This window comes from Halomonas sp. hl-4 (assembly GCF_900215475.1).
In the GTDB taxonomy this organism is placed as follows: domain Bacteria; phylum Pseudomonadota; class Gammaproteobacteria; order Pseudomonadales; family Halomonadaceae; genus Vreelandella.
The window spans coordinates 338,221-352,275 of sequence record NZ_LT907845.1 but is presented as its reverse complement, the minus strand read 5'-3'; the positions used below and the strand labels follow the sequence as shown (position 1 = coordinate 352,275).

The following is a 14,055-nucleotide window of genomic DNA, read 5'->3' as shown; positions in this document are numbered from 1 at the left end:
CTAGCCGTTCAAGGATACACCTGCATAGGATACAATCGACGCCACTAATCCGACAGTCGTCATCTACCATTCACTTTGCGCCCAAATTGGGCGATACGCCAAGGCATTAAATAAACCGATGGACGCACAATACAGCCCTCGTGAAATTGAACGCGACGCCCAGCAATACTGGGATCAACATCAGTGCTTTAAAGCAGTAGAGGACGCCAACCGCGAAAAGTTTTACTGCCTGTCGATGTTCCCCTACCCCAGCGGCAAGCTGCACATGGGCCACGTGCGTAACTACACTATCGGCGACGTAGTGTCTCGCTTTCAGCGTATGCAGGGCAAAAATGTCATGCAGCCCATGGGCTGGGACGCGTTCGGTATGCCAGCGGAAAACGCCGCGATTCAAAATCAGGTGCCGCCCGCCAAGTGGACGTACCAGAACATCGATTATATGCGCAACCAGTTGAAGGCATTAGGCTTTGCCTACGACTGGAACCGTGAGTTCGCCACCTGCGATACCAGCTACTACCGCTGGGAGCAGTGGTTCTTCACCAAGCTGGTGGATAAAGGCCTGGTGTACAAGAAGATGTCGACGGTCAACTGGGACCCGGTCGACCAGACCGTATTGGCCAACGAGCAGGTGATTGACGGCCGTGGCTGGCGCAGCGGCGCGCTGGTCGAGCGCAAGGAAATACCGCTGTGGTTCCTGAAGATCACCGACTACGCCGATGAGCTGCTTTCGGACCTCGACAACGTCGAGTGGCCCGAGCAGGTCAAGACCATGCAGCGCAACTGGATCGGCAAGTCCCAGGGCGTCGAGTTGTCTTTCGACATCAAGGTCCCCGACGGCTCTAGCGGCGAGCCGCTTTCGGTCTACACCACGCGCCCGGATACGCTGTTCGGCGTGACCTACATGGCCGTCGCGGCGGACCACCCGCTCGCCAAACAGGCCGCCGAAGGCAACGCTGAGCTGCAAGCCTTCCGCGAAGAATGCGCCCGGGGCGGCACCTCGGAAGCCGAAATGGCGACCAAGGAGAAAAAAGGCCTGCCGACGGGACACCGCGCAATTCATCCGCTCACCGGCGATGAAGTGCCGGTATTTGTGGCCAACTTCGTGCTCATGGAGTTCGGCACCGGCGCGGTAATGGCGGTACCCGCCCACGACCAGCGCGACTGGGAGTTTGCCACCAAGTACGGCATCGAGATCAAGCCGGTCATCGCGGATGAAAACGGCAACACGCCGGATCTGTCCCAGGGCGCTTACGCCGAACACGGCACGCTGATTAACTCTGGTGAGTTTGATGGCCTGGACTTTGCCGCCGGGTTTGACGCCATTGCCGCCAAGCTTGCCGAACTGGGGCGCGGCGAGGTGAAAACCAACTACCGCCTGCGCGACTGGGGCGTGGCACGCCAGCGCTACTGGGGCGCACCGATTCCGGTCAAATACGGCCCCGAAGGCCAGACGGTGCCGCTCACCGACGACGAACTGCCGGTTGAACTGCCCATGGAAGTCACCGTCGACGCTTCGGGCTCGCCGCTCAAGAAGATGCCGGCATTTTCCGATCTGGGCGACGGCTGGACCCGCGAAACCGACACCTTCGACACCTTCATGGAGTCTTCCTGGTACTTCGCGCGCTTCTGCTGCGCCGACAACCATGAGGCGATGCTCGACGAGCGCGCCAACTACTGGCTGCCGGTGGATCTGTATATCGGCGGTATCGAGCACGCCATCCTGCACCTGCTCTACGCGCGTTTCTTCCACAAGCTGATGCGCGACTTCGGCCTGGTCGATTCCGACGAGCCGTTCCAGCAGCTGCTGACCCAGGGCATGGTGATTGCGGAAACTTTCTATCGCAGCACCGCAAATGGCGGCAAACAATGGTTTAACCCCGCCGATGTAGAAGTAAAGCGAGACGAAAAAGGTCGCCCGCTTAGCGCTATATTGATGAGCGACGGCCAGCCGGTGGAGATGGGCGGCATCGAGAAGATGTCCAAGTCGAAGAACAACGGCGTTGACCCGCAGTCGATGATCGACAAGTTCGGCGCCGATACCGTGCGCCTGTTCATGATGTTCGCCGCGCCGCCGGAGCAGTCGTTGGAATGGTCGGATTCCGGCGTGGAAGGCGCCCACCGCTTCCTCAAGCGCCTGTGGCGCCAAGTCCACGAGCATCTGGAAGCCGGAACTCCCGGCGCTCTGGACGTTGCCGCGCTCAATGACGAGCAAAAAGCCCTGCGCCGCAAAACCCATGAAACGATCAAGAAGGCCAGTGACGATATCGGCCGCCGGACGACCTTCAACACAGCGATTGCCGCGGTAATGGAGCTTTCCAACGCCCTGGCCCGCTTTGATGACGACTCCGCTCAGGGGCTGGCGGTAAGCCGCGAAGCTCTTGAAGCCTGTGTGTTGCTGCTGGCACCGATTACCCCACACGTGTGTCATCGCCTGTGGCAGCAGCTCGGCCATTCGACTCCGGCGATTGAAACGCCGTGGCCCGCGGTCGATGAAGCAGCACTGACCCGCGACACCATTGAGCTAGTGGTTCAAGTCAACGGTAAATTGCGCGCCCGTCTGGAAGCTCCAGCCAGCGCTGAAAAAGCAGCCATCGAGCAATTAGCGATGGAAAATGAGAACGTCCAGCGTCACCTGGAAGACAAAACGGTGCGTAAAGTCATCGTCGTGCCGGGCAAGCTGGTTAACATAGTGGTGAGCGGATGAATCGACGGACTTTCTTAGCCACCAGCATGGCCGCCTCGGCGGCCCTGCTCCTGAGTGCCTGCGGTTTTCGTCTACGCGGCACCGGCTCGATGCCGAACCTGCCGCCGTTGACCCTAGAGGGTGACACCCAAAGCGACATGGCCCGCGAGCTGGTGACGCGGCTGGAACGCCAGGGCAACACCGGCGGTGATAATGCCCAATGGCGCGTCACGCTGGGGTCGCCCAACCTGGACGAACGGCGCCTGGGCGGCGAAGGCCGTGGCACCCGCGACCATGAGCTGACGCTAAGCAGCACGGTGTCGGTTCAACGACTGGATGACAATGCCTACCTGCTCAACGACGAGACGCTGTCGGTAAGCACGCGCATACGCGTCAACGACGATGACCTGCTCAACCGCGAGACGCTGTTCAGTGACGCTGAGCAGTCCCTCAACAGCGAGTTGGCAGAGCGTATTATCGAACGTCTCAGCGCACTGAATAACGCCTCGTGAAAGTCTTCGCCGATCAACTCCCCGCGGCACTGACCAAATCGCTGCCCAAGGTCGTGATCGTGGCGGGCGAAGAGCCCTTGCAGCACCGCGACGCCTGCGATGCGGTGAGAGCCGCCGCCCGCAAGGCGGACATTGAAGAGCGCGAGGTATTGGACGTTGAGCCTAACTTTGCCTGGGGGCGGCTGCTTGAAGTCGCCAGCAACCTCTCGCTGTTCGCCACCAACAAACTGCTCGAACTTCGCCTGGGCAACCACAAGCTGGGGCAGGAAGGCAGCAAAGCGCTCACTGAGTACGCCCAACATCTGGACCATAACGACGACCTGCTGCTGATCAGCATGGGCAAGCTCGATGCCAAGCAGCAAAAAAGCGCCTGGTTCAAGGCGCTCGATAAACATGGTCTGTTTGTCCCGGTATGGCCGGTTGATGTCTCGCGGCTGGGCTATTTTCTACGCGACCGTGCCTCGCTGCACGGCTTGCAGATTGACCTGGACGCCGCCCGCCTACTGGGTGAGCGTACCGAAGGCAACCTGCTGGCCGCCGACCAGGCGATGCAGAAGCTGGCCCTCATTCACCCCCAGGGCGCACGGCTAAACGCAGAAAGCATCGCCCAGGGCGTGGAAGACAGCACCCGCTTTGATGTCTTCACCCTGGCCGACGCCTGTTTGAAAGGTGAACCCAGCCGCGTTTCACGGATTATTACCGGGCTACGTGGCGAGGGCGTGGAAGCGCCTATTGTCCTCTGGGCGTTAACCCGGGAGCTGCGAACGTTGCTGTCGCTTCATCAACACCTGGACCAAGGTCAGAGCTTTGAACACGCCTGCAAAGCACAAAAACCGATGATCTTTGATAAACGCCGTCCAGGTTATCAAAAGGCCATTCAGCGTCTGCCTATGAAGCGTTTACATAAACTGCTGCTGATGGCTCAGCGCTTGGATCTCGCCGTGAAAGGCGCATCACCGGTTCCTTTATGGCCAGGGTTACACGACCTGGCGATGACCATGGCCGGAGCTCGGGGCCTGCTTGCCGAAGCCGCCTGGACCTATCGCGTTGCGCCCAGCTTTTAAGCGCGACAAGTCAACGACAGCGTTCCCATCACCCCCAGGTTAGGAATAAGCAATAACCGTGAATTCTCGGTACCCAACGGTATACCTAGCTTAAAAAAATACTCAATTATTCCTATACTCTTTATTCAAGCCCTATGTGCTTGGCTCATCCCTATAAATATGTCTAAGGATCAAGACGATGAAGAAATTACGTGCCTACCTCTCGACGCTGCTGATTACCGCACTGGTCATTACCAGCCTACCCGCCGCCGCCGCCCCGGCTGCATCACCCTCAACGGACCTTGTCAGTACGCAATCGGTACTCGCCAACGATAGCGGTCAGGCTGACCGCGAACGCATCCATCAGCTACTCAACCGCGCCGACATTCAGGATGCACTGGTCGAGCAAGGCGTTGACCTGGATGAAGTAGACGCTCGAGTGGCAGCGTTAAGCGATGCCGAAGCGCAAGAAATGGCCAACCAGCTCGAAGAACTGCCCGCGGGCGCAGGGGTGATCGGTGCCCTGTTTGCGGTATTCGTGATTCTGCTGGTGACCGATATTCTCGGCCTGACCGACGTTTATCCGTTTACGCGCTAATCCATGATCTCTGTACATCAACTTCACAACGCCCGCTTAGCGGGCGTTTTCGTCCTAGTGTTGTTACTGACGGCTTGCGCTAGCGCCCCTCAGCTACGCGATAGCACAGAACAGCGCCTGCCCCGCCAAAGCGAACTGAGCGACGTTCCCTTTTACGCTCAAACCGAATACCAGTGCGGCCCTGCGGCCCTGGCCATGGTACTGAACCACCAGGGGGTCGATACGGACATTGAGACGCTGATCCCCCAGGTGTTTATTCCTGACCGCGAAGGCAGCGTGCAGCCGGAAATGCTGGCCACCGTGCGACGCCACGAGCGGCTTGCCTTTCCTATTCGCGGCAGCTTCGACGATCTGCTAGCGCACTTAGCCGCCGGTGATCCGGTCGTCGTCATGCAGAACCTGTCGCTCCCGGTGTATCCCATGTGGCATTACGCGGTGGCAATTGGCTACGATTTGGATGACGAAACCCTGACGCTGCACAGCGGTGAAATCGAGCGACACACGATGTCTTTCAGCCGCTTTGATGCGACCTGGGCACGAACCGACCGCTGGGGCTTTGTGGTGGCCAAACCGGGCACCCTTCCCGAGGGCATCACCGCCCGTAACGCGGTTAATGCGATCAGTGCTTACGAAGAAGCACATGGTCCCGAGGCAGCGTTAAGCAGCTGGCAGGCGATGGTCGAGCGTTATCCCGACAATGCGGTTGCCCAATTTGCACTGGGTAATGCGTATTACGCCGATCAACAGCCGGAAAAGGCGCTCAATGCCTTTCAAGTGGCCACTGAGCGAGACCCGCAAATGGGCGCGGCGTGGCTGAATATCGGGCTGTTGCAGTTGCAGAACGAGCAGCCGGAAGCGGCCAGAGAGGCACTTGATAAAGCGGCCTCCATCGAAGGTAGCTGGCAGGCGCGTGCTCAGGAGGTGTTGGAAAATCAACTGGAAGATTAACTGAAAACGCCGTGGCTAAGCCACGGCGTTTTGAAAAAACGAACAGTCTGGAAGTCGCGGATTAGCGACGAGAAGCGTTGTAGCCTAGGTCAGCGCCACGACTTTCATCGCTACGGCGACGTGCACTGCCACGCTTGCGGTTTTCTTCTTCGCAAACCTCGTCTTTACCGCCGCAAATATCGCAGCCGTCTTTCATACCGATTTGATTCAAGCCGCCACAAGAGCCAGCAATGGGTTTACGACCCATGATGACGCCAACGGCCATGACGGTCATGACCAGTGCCATAAACCCGAAAACAAGTAGCCAAGTGGCCATAATTACCTCCTCTTACGATGGGGCTACCCCATAGACAGTAACCAGCCTAGTTAGTGCCTTAAATCCGTGACGTGAAAATAAACGAGGCCAGCCATTGGCTAGCCCCGAAACGTCCCGGAAGTGGGTCGTTATCCGCCGAAATCATCCAACAGGATATTTTCCGGCTCAACCCCCAGATCAAGCAGTAGCTTAATGACCGAGGCATTCATCATGGGCGGCCCACACATATAGTACTCACAATCCTCAGGCGCGGGGTGATCCTTAAGATAGTTTTCGTAGAGTACATTGTGAATGAAGCCAGTTGGCCCTTCCCAGTTATCTTCGGGCAGCGGGTCGGACAATGCCAGGTGCCACTCGAAGTTCGGGAATTCTTCAGCTAACTGATCGTATTCTTCATTGTAGAAGGTTTCACGCCATGAGCGCGCACCGTACCAGAACGAGATTTTACGGTCCGACTTCAGCCGCTTCAGCTGGTCGAAAATATGACTACGCATTGGTGCCATGCCGGCCCCGCCACCGATAAAGATCATTTCGGCGTCTGAGTCTTTAGCGAAGAACTCACCAAACGGCCCCATCACGGTCACTTTGTCACCCGCCTTCAGATTGAAGACATAAGTGGACATCAACCCAGGCGGATGGCTTGTGCCCGGAGGCGGTGTTGCAATACGAATGTTGAATTTGAGGATACCCTTCTCGTCCGGGTAATTCGCCATTGAATAAGCGCGAATGATTTCCTCATTGTTCTTGTGGGAAATGTCGAACAGGCCAAACTTTTCCCAGTCGGCACGGTACTCTTCTTCGATATCAAAATCGGAGAATTTAATATCGTACGGCGGTGCCACGAGTTGCACATAACCACCGGCGCGGAAGGCCACTTCTTCGCCTTCTGGCAGCTTGAGGTTCAACTCTTTAATGAAGGTGGCGACGTTGGGATTGTCGATGACCTCGCATTCCCACTTCTTGACGCCAAACACTTCTTCAGGCACTTCAATCTTCATGTCCTGCTTGACAGGTACCTGGCATGAAAGGCGCCAACCTTCTTTCTTTTCGCGCATGGTGAAGTGCGATTCTTCTGTGGGCAGGATCGAGCCACCGCCCTCTTCCACCCGACATTTACACTGGGCGCAGGAACCGCCGCCGCCACATGCCGATGAAAGGAAGATACCGTTGGCCGCCAGGGTGTTCAGTAGTTTGCCGCCGGCCTGGGTCTTCAAGGTATGCTCGGGGTCTTCATTGACCTCTATGGTCACATCCCCACTACTCACAAGCTTGCTGCGCGCTGCCAGAATGATCGCCGTTAAGCTAAGAACGATGACCGTAAACATGACAACACCGAGCAAGATGATAGTTGTATCAACCATATCGGTTTCCTATTGCTGAGGGTTTTCTGTAACCCGGCCGTGCCAACGCACCGCCGGGAAAAACCGGCTCCGATTAAAGCTGAATGCCTGAGAAGGACATAAAGCCCAGCGACATCAGCCCTACGGTAATAAAGGTGATCCCCAGGCCCTGCAAACCGGCCGGTACATCGCTGTACTTGAGCTTTTCACGAATGCCCGCCAGCGCCGCAATGGCCAGCGCCCAGCCGGTGCCTGCGCCAAAACCGTATACCACCGACTCGCCAAAGTTGTAGTTACGCTCAACCATGAACAGTACGCCGCCTAAAATGGCACAGTTCACAGTAATCAGCGGCAGGAAAACCCCCAAAGCGTTGTACAGCGACGGCACATACTTGTCCAAAAACATTTCCATGATCTGAACGAGGGCGGCAATTACGCCGATATAGCTCAACAGGCCCAAAAACGACAGGTCGATGTTTTCCGCGCCGTTAATGCCCGTCCAGGTTAAGGCACCTTCTTGCAGCAGATAGGTAAACACCAGGTTGTTAACCGGCACCGTGACGGTAAGCACCACGATAACCGCAATACCCAGGCCAATGGCTGAAGAGACCTTCTTGGAAACGGCCAAAAAGGTACACATGCCCAAGAAGAAGGCCAGCGCCATGTTCTCAACGAAGACCGAAGCAACAAAAAGGCTTAGATAGTGTTCCATGTTACACGGCCTCCTTCGGCTGAGTATTTTCCTTCATCTTGAACTCGTTCTCTTCAACCTGCTCTGGGCTAACCGAGCGCAACACCCAGATCATCAGACCGATGATAAAGAACGCCGAAGGCGGTAGCAGCAGCAAGCCATTGGGTACGTACCAGCCGCCATCCTGAATGGTTGGCAAGATGGTAAAGCCAAACACGCTGCCCGCACCCAACAGTTCGCGGAAAAAGCCCACGACCATCAGCACAAAGCCATAGCCCAGCCCGTTACCAATGCCATCAAGAAATGACATGCCAGGCGTATTGGACATGGCAAAGCCTTCCGCGCGCCCCATGACGATACAGTTGGTAATGATCAGGCCCACGAATACCGACAGTTGCTTGGACATCTCAAAGGCGTACGCCTTGAGAATCTGGTCCACCACGATTACCAGCGAGGCGATAATCGTCATTTGCACGATAATACGGATCGATGAAGGAATTCGATTTCGAATCAGCGACACGAAGAAGCTGGAAAGTGAGGTCACAAAAATTACCGCCAGCGCCATAACGAGCGAAACGCTCATGCTGGTGGTGACCGCCAGCGCCGAGCAAATTCCAAGAATCTGCAGGGCGATTGGGTTGTTCTGAAAAATCGGGCTTACCAGAACGCTTTTCGCATTTGCATCCGCCATGATTAAGCTCCCTCCGAATCTTGGAAGTCGGTGTCGGCGTCTTCAGCGTCATCCGTATCGGTTACGCTGCGGAACTTGGTTAAATACGTTCCGAACCCTTCTTCACTGAACCAGAATTGCAGCATGTTAGTGACGCCATTACTGGTCAAGGTAGCACCGGACAGCGCGTCGACTTCATGCTCATCACTGGCACCGCCTTTGGTCAAGTGAATCTCCGGCATGAGGTCGCCCTCTTCGTCGTAGATTTCCTTGCCTTCCCACTGCGACTGCCAACGCGGGTTGTTGACTTCAGCACCCAGACCCGGCGTTTCGCTGTGCTCGTAGTAGGTGATACTGACAATCGTATTACCGTCACCTTCCACGGCCAAAAAGCCGCTCATCAGGCCCCAAAGCCCTTGGCCGCGCATGGGCAGCACGATCTGTTCGGGGTCATCAGGGTCGCCAACCAGATACACGGTGGCGTAATCTTCCACCCGTGATAGGCCTGCGATGTCCTGGTCGCCCGACAGCGTACGGCCGGTGGCCGGGTCACGCGAGGCTTCGATCTGATCGAAGGAATCCGCGTCAAACTCGTCGGTATACTCACCGCTCTCCATGTTCACAACCCGAGCGGTGATTTCCTCGCTGAACACCTCTTCTACGTCCATGCCCGGCTCGTAGAGCTTGGCAACGTTCAGAATATTGGTTTTGCGATCAAGCTCCTGATTGAGCTGCTGCGCCGGGCGCAGCGCCACGGCAGCGGTAGACACAATCACGGAACACACGATACACAGCGCGAACGCGACAATTAATACGTTCTTTATCGAGTTATTACTTTTTGCCATTAGGCTGCCTCCTCGGCCGGTACGCCTGTGCGCTTGAGGCGGCGTTTGATATTGGCCTGGACAAAGAAATGGTCGATCAGCGGCGCAAACAGGTTAGCGAAGAGAATCGCCAGCATGATCCCTTCCGGGAAGGCCGGGTTGACCACGCGGATCAGCACCGTCATGACACCGATCAGCGCGCCAAACAGCAAACGCCCTTGGTTGGTCATTGAGGCGGATACCGGATCGGTTGCCATAAATACCATGCCAAATGCAAAGCCACCGATGACCAGATGCCAGTACCACGGCATGGCAAACATCGGATTGGTTTCCGAGCCCATCAGATTGAACAGTGTGCTCGTCACCACCATACCAAGGAAAACACCCAGCATGATTCGCCACGAGGCGATACGCGTCCACAGCAGAACAGCGGCCCCAATGAAGATCGCCAGCGTCGACACTTCACCTACGGAACCGGGGATAAAGCCAAGGAAGGCGTCCCACCAGCTGTAAGTGTCGGTTAGTGAGCTCATGCCTTCCTGGAAAGCCAGCGACAGTGCCGTGGCACCCGTGTAGCCGTCAGCCGCTACCCAAATAGCGTCGCCGGAGATTTGCGCCGGATAAGCAAAGTATAAAAAGGCCCGCCCGGTAAGTGCCGGGTTAAGGAAGTTTTTACCCGTACCACCAAATATCTCCTTACCGATCACGACACCGAAGGTAATGCCCAGCGCCACCTGCCAAAGCGGGATAGTTGCGGGTAATACCAAGGCAAACAACACGGATGTTACGAAGAAGCCTTCGTTAACCTCGTGACCGCGCTTGATGGCGAACAGCACTTCCCAAAAGCCCCCGACCACAAAAGTGACCAGATAGATGGGCAGGAAGTAGGTCGCACCCAATACAAAGTTGGCCCACAGACTGCTGGGATCATGCCCGGACGCGACCGTCATCATTATCGCTTCGCGCCAGCCATCCATAGAGGAATAGCCAGCGTCGATGGCTGTATTGGCTTGCCAGCCAGCGTTCCACATACCGAAGAACATCGCCGGGAAGGTACACATCCAGACGGTGATCATGATGCGCTTAAGGTCGATACCATCGCGCACGTGAGCGGTGGTTTTGGCTACCGTCGGTGGCGAGTAGAAAATAGTGTCTACGGCTTCATAAAGCGGGTAAAACTTTTCGTATTTACCACCTTTATGGAAGTGCGGCTCGATGTTATCGAGTGTCTGTCGAATACCCATCATCAGGCCTCTTTCTCGATCATGGTGAGATTGTCACGCAGAATGGGACCGTACTCATATTTGCCAGGGCAAACATAGGTACACAGTGCAAGGTCCTCTTCATCCAGCTCCAAACACCCCAGCTGCATGGCAACCTCAATGTCGCCCACGATCAGCGAACGCAACAATTGCGTTGGCATGATGTCCAGCGGCATCACGGTTTCATAAACGCCGATTGGCACCATGGCACGCTCCGACCCGTTCGTCGACGTGGTAGGGGCGTAGTTGCTCAGGCCTTTAAGTTTAGAAATATAAATACCCAGCACGGAATGGCGGTTGGCGCCCGGCGACAACCAGCCCATGAAGGAGCGCTTATTGCCCTCTTCAAGTAAGCTGATTTGATTGTCAAAACGACCCAGGTACGTCAACTTCCCTTCAGCGGAAAAGCCTGAGAAGATCGATCCAGAAATAACACGGGTGTCCTCGGGTTGGATTACATCGCCCGCCAGGAGTTCATCGGTGCTAGCCCCTACGCGGGTGCGTACCAGGCGTGGATTCTCGGCACGTGGACCGCCGATCGCGACCACACGGCTCATATCCAGCTTGCCCTCAGCAAACAACTTGCCAAAAGCGATGACGTCCTGATAGCCAATGTGCCATACCTTTTTGTGCAAGGCGACCGGCGACAGGTAGTGAATATGCGTACCGACCAAGCCGGCAGGATGCGGCCCCGCAAAGCTCTCGGTTGTAACGCCCTCTACATCGCTGCCAGGAATAGAGGCGTTAGCGCCCGTGCACAGAAAAACGTTGCCCTCGGTCAGGCGAGTTAGCACCTTGAGGCCGTCTTCAAATGCCTGGGTATTTTCATTGATAATCAGCGCAGGATCAGCGCTTAGCGGGTGGGTATCCACTGCGGTGACAAAGATATCGGCTGGCATGCTATCAATCGCGGGCGTCCGCGAAAAAGGACGCGTGCGCAACGCCGTCCAAAGTCCAGACTCTACCAATTGATCGACCACGACCTGACGGTCAAGCTGGCCTAACGAGGCGCGTTCGTGCGATGTAAAACTAACGCCCTCCTCCTGCTCGTCAACTTTGATTACGACAGATAGTAAACGACGCTTTTCGCCACGGTTTATTGCGAGCACTTCACCGGCTGCGGGTGCCGTAAAACGCACGCCGTCAGTTTTTTTGTCGGTAAAGAGCAGCTGGCCCAGTTTGACCTTATCCCCTTCCTGAACTTCCATTGTCGGCTTCATGCCAACGTAGTCAGTACCCAGGATTGCCACGTGGCGCACAGGACGCGCATCTTCAATACGCTGCTCGGGCGCTCCCGTGATGGGGAGATCCAGGCCTTTTTTGACTTCGATCATAGTCTCGCCCAGTTGATGGATCGGATATACGAAGGTAAGGGGTTCGAATGCTTATTTTCTGCTCAGTGAATTGTTGTTTTCTGTTCAGATTGTTACCAGTCAGGCCCAAGCAGTGCTTGAACCACCCCGAAAAATCTACCGTATTATAAAGACAAGCGAGCCTAATGACCACATCAACTGGTATCGCCAAAAGTGCTATAGACGCTCTCATTTCAAGATTTTTTATTGAAACTAACGACAAAAACGCCCCCCTTGGGTGGCGTTTATCAGTTAATGATAATCAATCATAATTATCGTACTAACTCACTTGGGCAGGTAGCTTCAAAAAGCTGACGTTCGACATTTGCTGGAGAATACGAATCACTTGGCAGCTGTAACCAAATTCATTGTCATACCAAACGTATACGACCGCATGGTGGCCGTTGGCTATCGTGGCTTTGGCATCCACAATGCCGGCGTGTCGGTTACCCACGAAATCAGACGATACGACTTCAGGCGAGTCCACGAAGTCGATTTGCTTTTGGTAAGCTGAATCGATCGACATCCGGCGTAAGTAGTCATTTAACGCCTCGGCATCGGTGGTTTTATCAAGCGTCAGGTTCAAGATCGCCATGGACACGTTGGGAATGGGCACACGGATCGCATTGCCCGTCAGCTTGCCTTCAAGCTCCGGCAGGGCTTTCGCCACGGCTTTGGCGGCACCAGTTTCCGTCAACACCATGTTGAGCGCCGCACTGCGGCCACGTCGATCGCCTTTATGGTAGTTGTCGATCAGGTTCTGGTCATTGGTATAGGCGTGCACGGTTTCCACGTGGCCGGTAACGACACCGTACTCATCGTTGAGCGCTTTGAGCACAGGTACGATCGCATTCGTGGTGCAAGACGCCGCCGATACAATGCGATCCTGCTCGGTAATCGACTCATGATTGATGCCATACACGATGTTCTTGATATCGCCTTTACCCGGCGCGGTCAGCAGTGCTTTAGAAGCTCCCGGACATGCGACGTGTTGCCCCAGCCCCGCCTCATCGCGCCAAATGCCGGTGTTATCAACGATAACCGCATTATTGATGCCGTAATCGGTGTAATCGATATCACTGGGGTTATCGGCGTAAATCACCTGAACCACATTGCCGTTGACCGTCAGGGTGCGCGCCTCAACATCAACGATGATGGTGCCGTCAAAAGGCCCGTGAACCGAATCGCGGCGCAGTAGGCTGGCACGCTTTTCCAGGTCTTTCGCTACATCACCGCGCCCACGCACCACAATTGCCCGCAGCTGTAGCAGATTGCCGCCACCGGCTTTTTCTACCAATACGCGCGCCAACAAACGACCGATGCGGCCAAACCCGTATAGCACTACATCTTTTGGCTCACCCTTACTGGCGCCTGGCTGGTAGCCATCAACAATGTGGTGGAGCTCTTTGCGCAGGAACGCCTCAACGTTGCCACCACCCTGGCGTTTCAGCATCACTGCAAGCTTACCGACATCCACATGGGCAGGCCCAAGGTTAAGCTCACACAGCGTTTTGACAATCGGATAGGTATCTTCAACCGATAGCTCGGTACCTTCGATTTTGCGCACAAACCGGTGATCTTTGAGGATGCGAATGACCGACTGATTGATCAACGAACGCCCGTACATGGTCGCCACAACATTGTGCTGACGATACAGACGGCCAATCAAAGGAATCATCTGCTCCGCCAGAGCTTCGTTGCTTTGCCATTCTTGAAAAACGTTATCGAGCGTTTGCTGACTCACGTGCGGCCTCATTAAGTAATGAATAATTTTCAAGGGTATTATCCGTAGCCACGTAAAGGGCCGCAATGCCTG

The 14,055-nt window shown here is 55.7% G+C and carries 13 protein-coding genes; 5 read left to right on the top strand and 8 right to left on the bottom strand.

The annotated features are described in order from the left end of the window. Positions 1-118: 118 nt before the first annotated feature. The 5 genes from leuS to CPH17_RS01770 all read left to right on the top strand — a co-directional run bounded on the left by leuS (position 119) and on the right by CPH17_RS01770 (position 5,784). Entirely contained in the window at positions 119-2,704 is a 2,586-nt protein-coding gene (gene leuS / locus CPH17_RS01790; protein WP_096298044.1) for a leucine--tRNA ligase, read from the top strand. Beyond that, complete coding sequence (locus CPH17_RS01785; RefSeq protein WP_096298042.1) at positions 2,701-3,195, top strand: LPS-assembly lipoprotein LptE; 495 nt, start codon at positions 2,701-2,703, stop codon at positions 3,193-3,195. Before leuS ends, CPH17_RS01785 begins: the two co-directional genes overlap by 4 nt. Further along, positions 3,192-4,259, top strand: a complete 1,068-nt coding sequence (gene holA / locus CPH17_RS01780) for a DNA polymerase III subunit delta (protein ID WP_096298039.1) — start codon at positions 3,192-3,194, stop codon at positions 4,257-4,259. The genes CPH17_RS01785 and holA overlap by 4 nt, the downstream gene beginning before the upstream one ends. 178 nt (positions 4,260-4,437) lie before the next feature. Continuing rightward, a complete protein-coding gene (locus CPH17_RS01775; protein WP_074396157.1) occupies positions 4,438-4,836 on the top strand; it encodes a PA2779 family protein in 399 nt (132 codons plus the stop codon). 3 nt (positions 4,837-4,839) lie between these two features. Next, entirely contained in the window at positions 4,840-5,784 is a 945-nt protein-coding gene (locus CPH17_RS01770; RefSeq protein WP_096298037.1) for a PA2778 family cysteine peptidase, read from the top strand. Between the two features lie 61 nt (positions 5,785-5,845). On the opposite strand, the gene nqrM is transcribed toward CPH17_RS01770, so the two are convergent. The 8 genes from nqrM to CPH17_RS01730 form a co-directional block, all read right to left on the bottom strand. Then, on the bottom strand, positions 5,846-6,100 hold the full coding sequence (gene nqrM / locus CPH17_RS01765) for a (Na+)-NQR maturation NqrM (protein WP_074396155.1): 255 nt from the start codon (positions 6,098-6,100) through the stop codon (positions 5,846-5,848). A gap of 128 nt (positions 6,101-6,228) precedes the next feature. Next, positions 6,229-7,461: an NADH:ubiquinone reductase (Na(+)-transporting) subunit F gene (nqrF, locus tag CPH17_RS01760; protein ID WP_074396154.1), complete on the bottom strand. Its 1,233-nt coding sequence runs from the start codon at positions 7,459-7,461 to the stop codon at positions 6,229-6,231. A gap of 73 nt (positions 7,462-7,534) precedes the next feature. Beyond that, positions 7,535-8,152, bottom strand: coding sequence for an NADH:ubiquinone reductase (Na(+)-transporting) subunit E (gene nqrE / locus CPH17_RS01755; RefSeq protein ID WP_074396153.1), 618 nt, complete (start codon positions 8,150-8,152; stop codon positions 7,535-7,537). Between the two features lies 1 nt (position 8,153). Then, positions 8,154-8,822 (bottom strand): NADH:ubiquinone reductase (Na(+)-transporting) subunit D, encoded by a 669-nt coding sequence (locus tag CPH17_RS01750; RefSeq protein WP_074396152.1) that lies wholly within the window; start codon positions 8,820-8,822, stop codon positions 8,154-8,156. A gap of 2 nt (positions 8,823-8,824) precedes the next feature. Continuing rightward, positions 8,825-9,646, bottom strand: coding sequence for a Na(+)-translocating NADH-quinone reductase subunit C (locus tag CPH17_RS01745; RefSeq protein WP_096298035.1), 822 nt, complete (start codon positions 9,644-9,646; stop codon positions 8,825-8,827). Beyond that, the gene (locus tag CPH17_RS01740) at positions 9,646-10,872 is read right to left on the bottom strand and encodes an NADH:ubiquinone reductase (Na(+)-transporting) subunit B (protein WP_074396150.1); all 1,227 of its coding nucleotides are present in this window, start codon (positions 10,870-10,872) and stop codon (positions 9,646-9,648) included. The genes CPH17_RS01745 and CPH17_RS01740 overlap by 1 nt, the downstream gene beginning before the upstream one ends. Next, positions 10,872-12,221 carry a Na(+)-translocating NADH-quinone reductase subunit A gene (locus tag CPH17_RS01735; protein ID WP_074396149.1) on the bottom strand — a complete coding sequence of 450 codons (1,350 nt, stop codon included), beginning with the start codon at positions 12,219-12,221 and terminating at the stop codon, positions 10,872-10,874. Before CPH17_RS01735 ends, CPH17_RS01740 begins: the two co-directional genes overlap by 1 nt. Positions 12,222-12,519: 298 nt before the next feature. Then, entirely contained in the window at positions 12,520-13,983 is a 1,464-nt protein-coding gene (locus CPH17_RS01730; protein WP_074396148.1) for a glyceraldehyde-3-phosphate dehydrogenase, read from the bottom strand. Positions 13,984-14,055: the final 72 nt, after the last annotated feature.

Excerpts from the sequence above, each read along its gene's own strand:
- leuS (WP_096298044.1), top strand. The coding sequence starts at position 119 with ATGGACGCACAATACAGCCCTCGTGAAATTGAACGCGACGCCCAGCAA.
- CPH17_RS01785 (WP_096298042.1), top strand. The coding sequence starts at position 2,701 with ATGAATCGACGGACTTTCTTAGCCACCAGCATGGCCGCCTCGGCGGCC.
- CPH17_RS01775 (WP_074396157.1), top strand. The coding sequence starts at position 4,438 with ATGAAGAAATTACGTGCCTACCTCTCGACGCTGCTGATTACCGCACTG.
- CPH17_RS01770 (WP_096298037.1), top strand. The coding sequence starts at position 4,840 with ATGATCTCTGTACATCAACTTCACAACGCCCGCTTAGCGGGCGTTTTC.
- nqrM (WP_074396155.1), bottom strand. The coding sequence starts at position 6,100 with ATGGCCACTTGGCTACTTGTTTTCGGGTTTATGGCACTGGTCATGACC.
- nqrF (WP_074396154.1), bottom strand. The coding sequence starts at position 7,461 with ATGGTTGATACAACTATCATCTTGCTCGGTGTTGTCATGTTTACGGTC.
- nqrE (WP_074396153.1), bottom strand. The coding sequence starts at position 8,152 with ATGGAACACTATCTAAGCCTTTTTGTTGCTTCGGTCTTCGTTGAGAAC.
- CPH17_RS01750 (WP_074396152.1), bottom strand. The coding sequence starts at position 8,822 with ATGGCGGATGCAAATGCGAAAAGCGTTCTGGTAAGCCCGATTTTTCAG.
- CPH17_RS01745 (WP_096298035.1), bottom strand. The coding sequence starts at position 9,646 with ATGGCAAAAAGTAATAACTCGATAAAGAACGTATTAATTGTCGCGTTC.
- CPH17_RS01740 (WP_074396150.1), bottom strand. The coding sequence starts at position 10,872 with ATGATGGGTATTCGACAGACACTCGATAACATCGAGCCGCACTTCCAT.
- CPH17_RS01735 (WP_074396149.1), bottom strand. The coding sequence starts at position 12,221 with ATGATCGAAGTCAAAAAAGGCCTGGATCTCCCCATCACGGGAGCGCCC.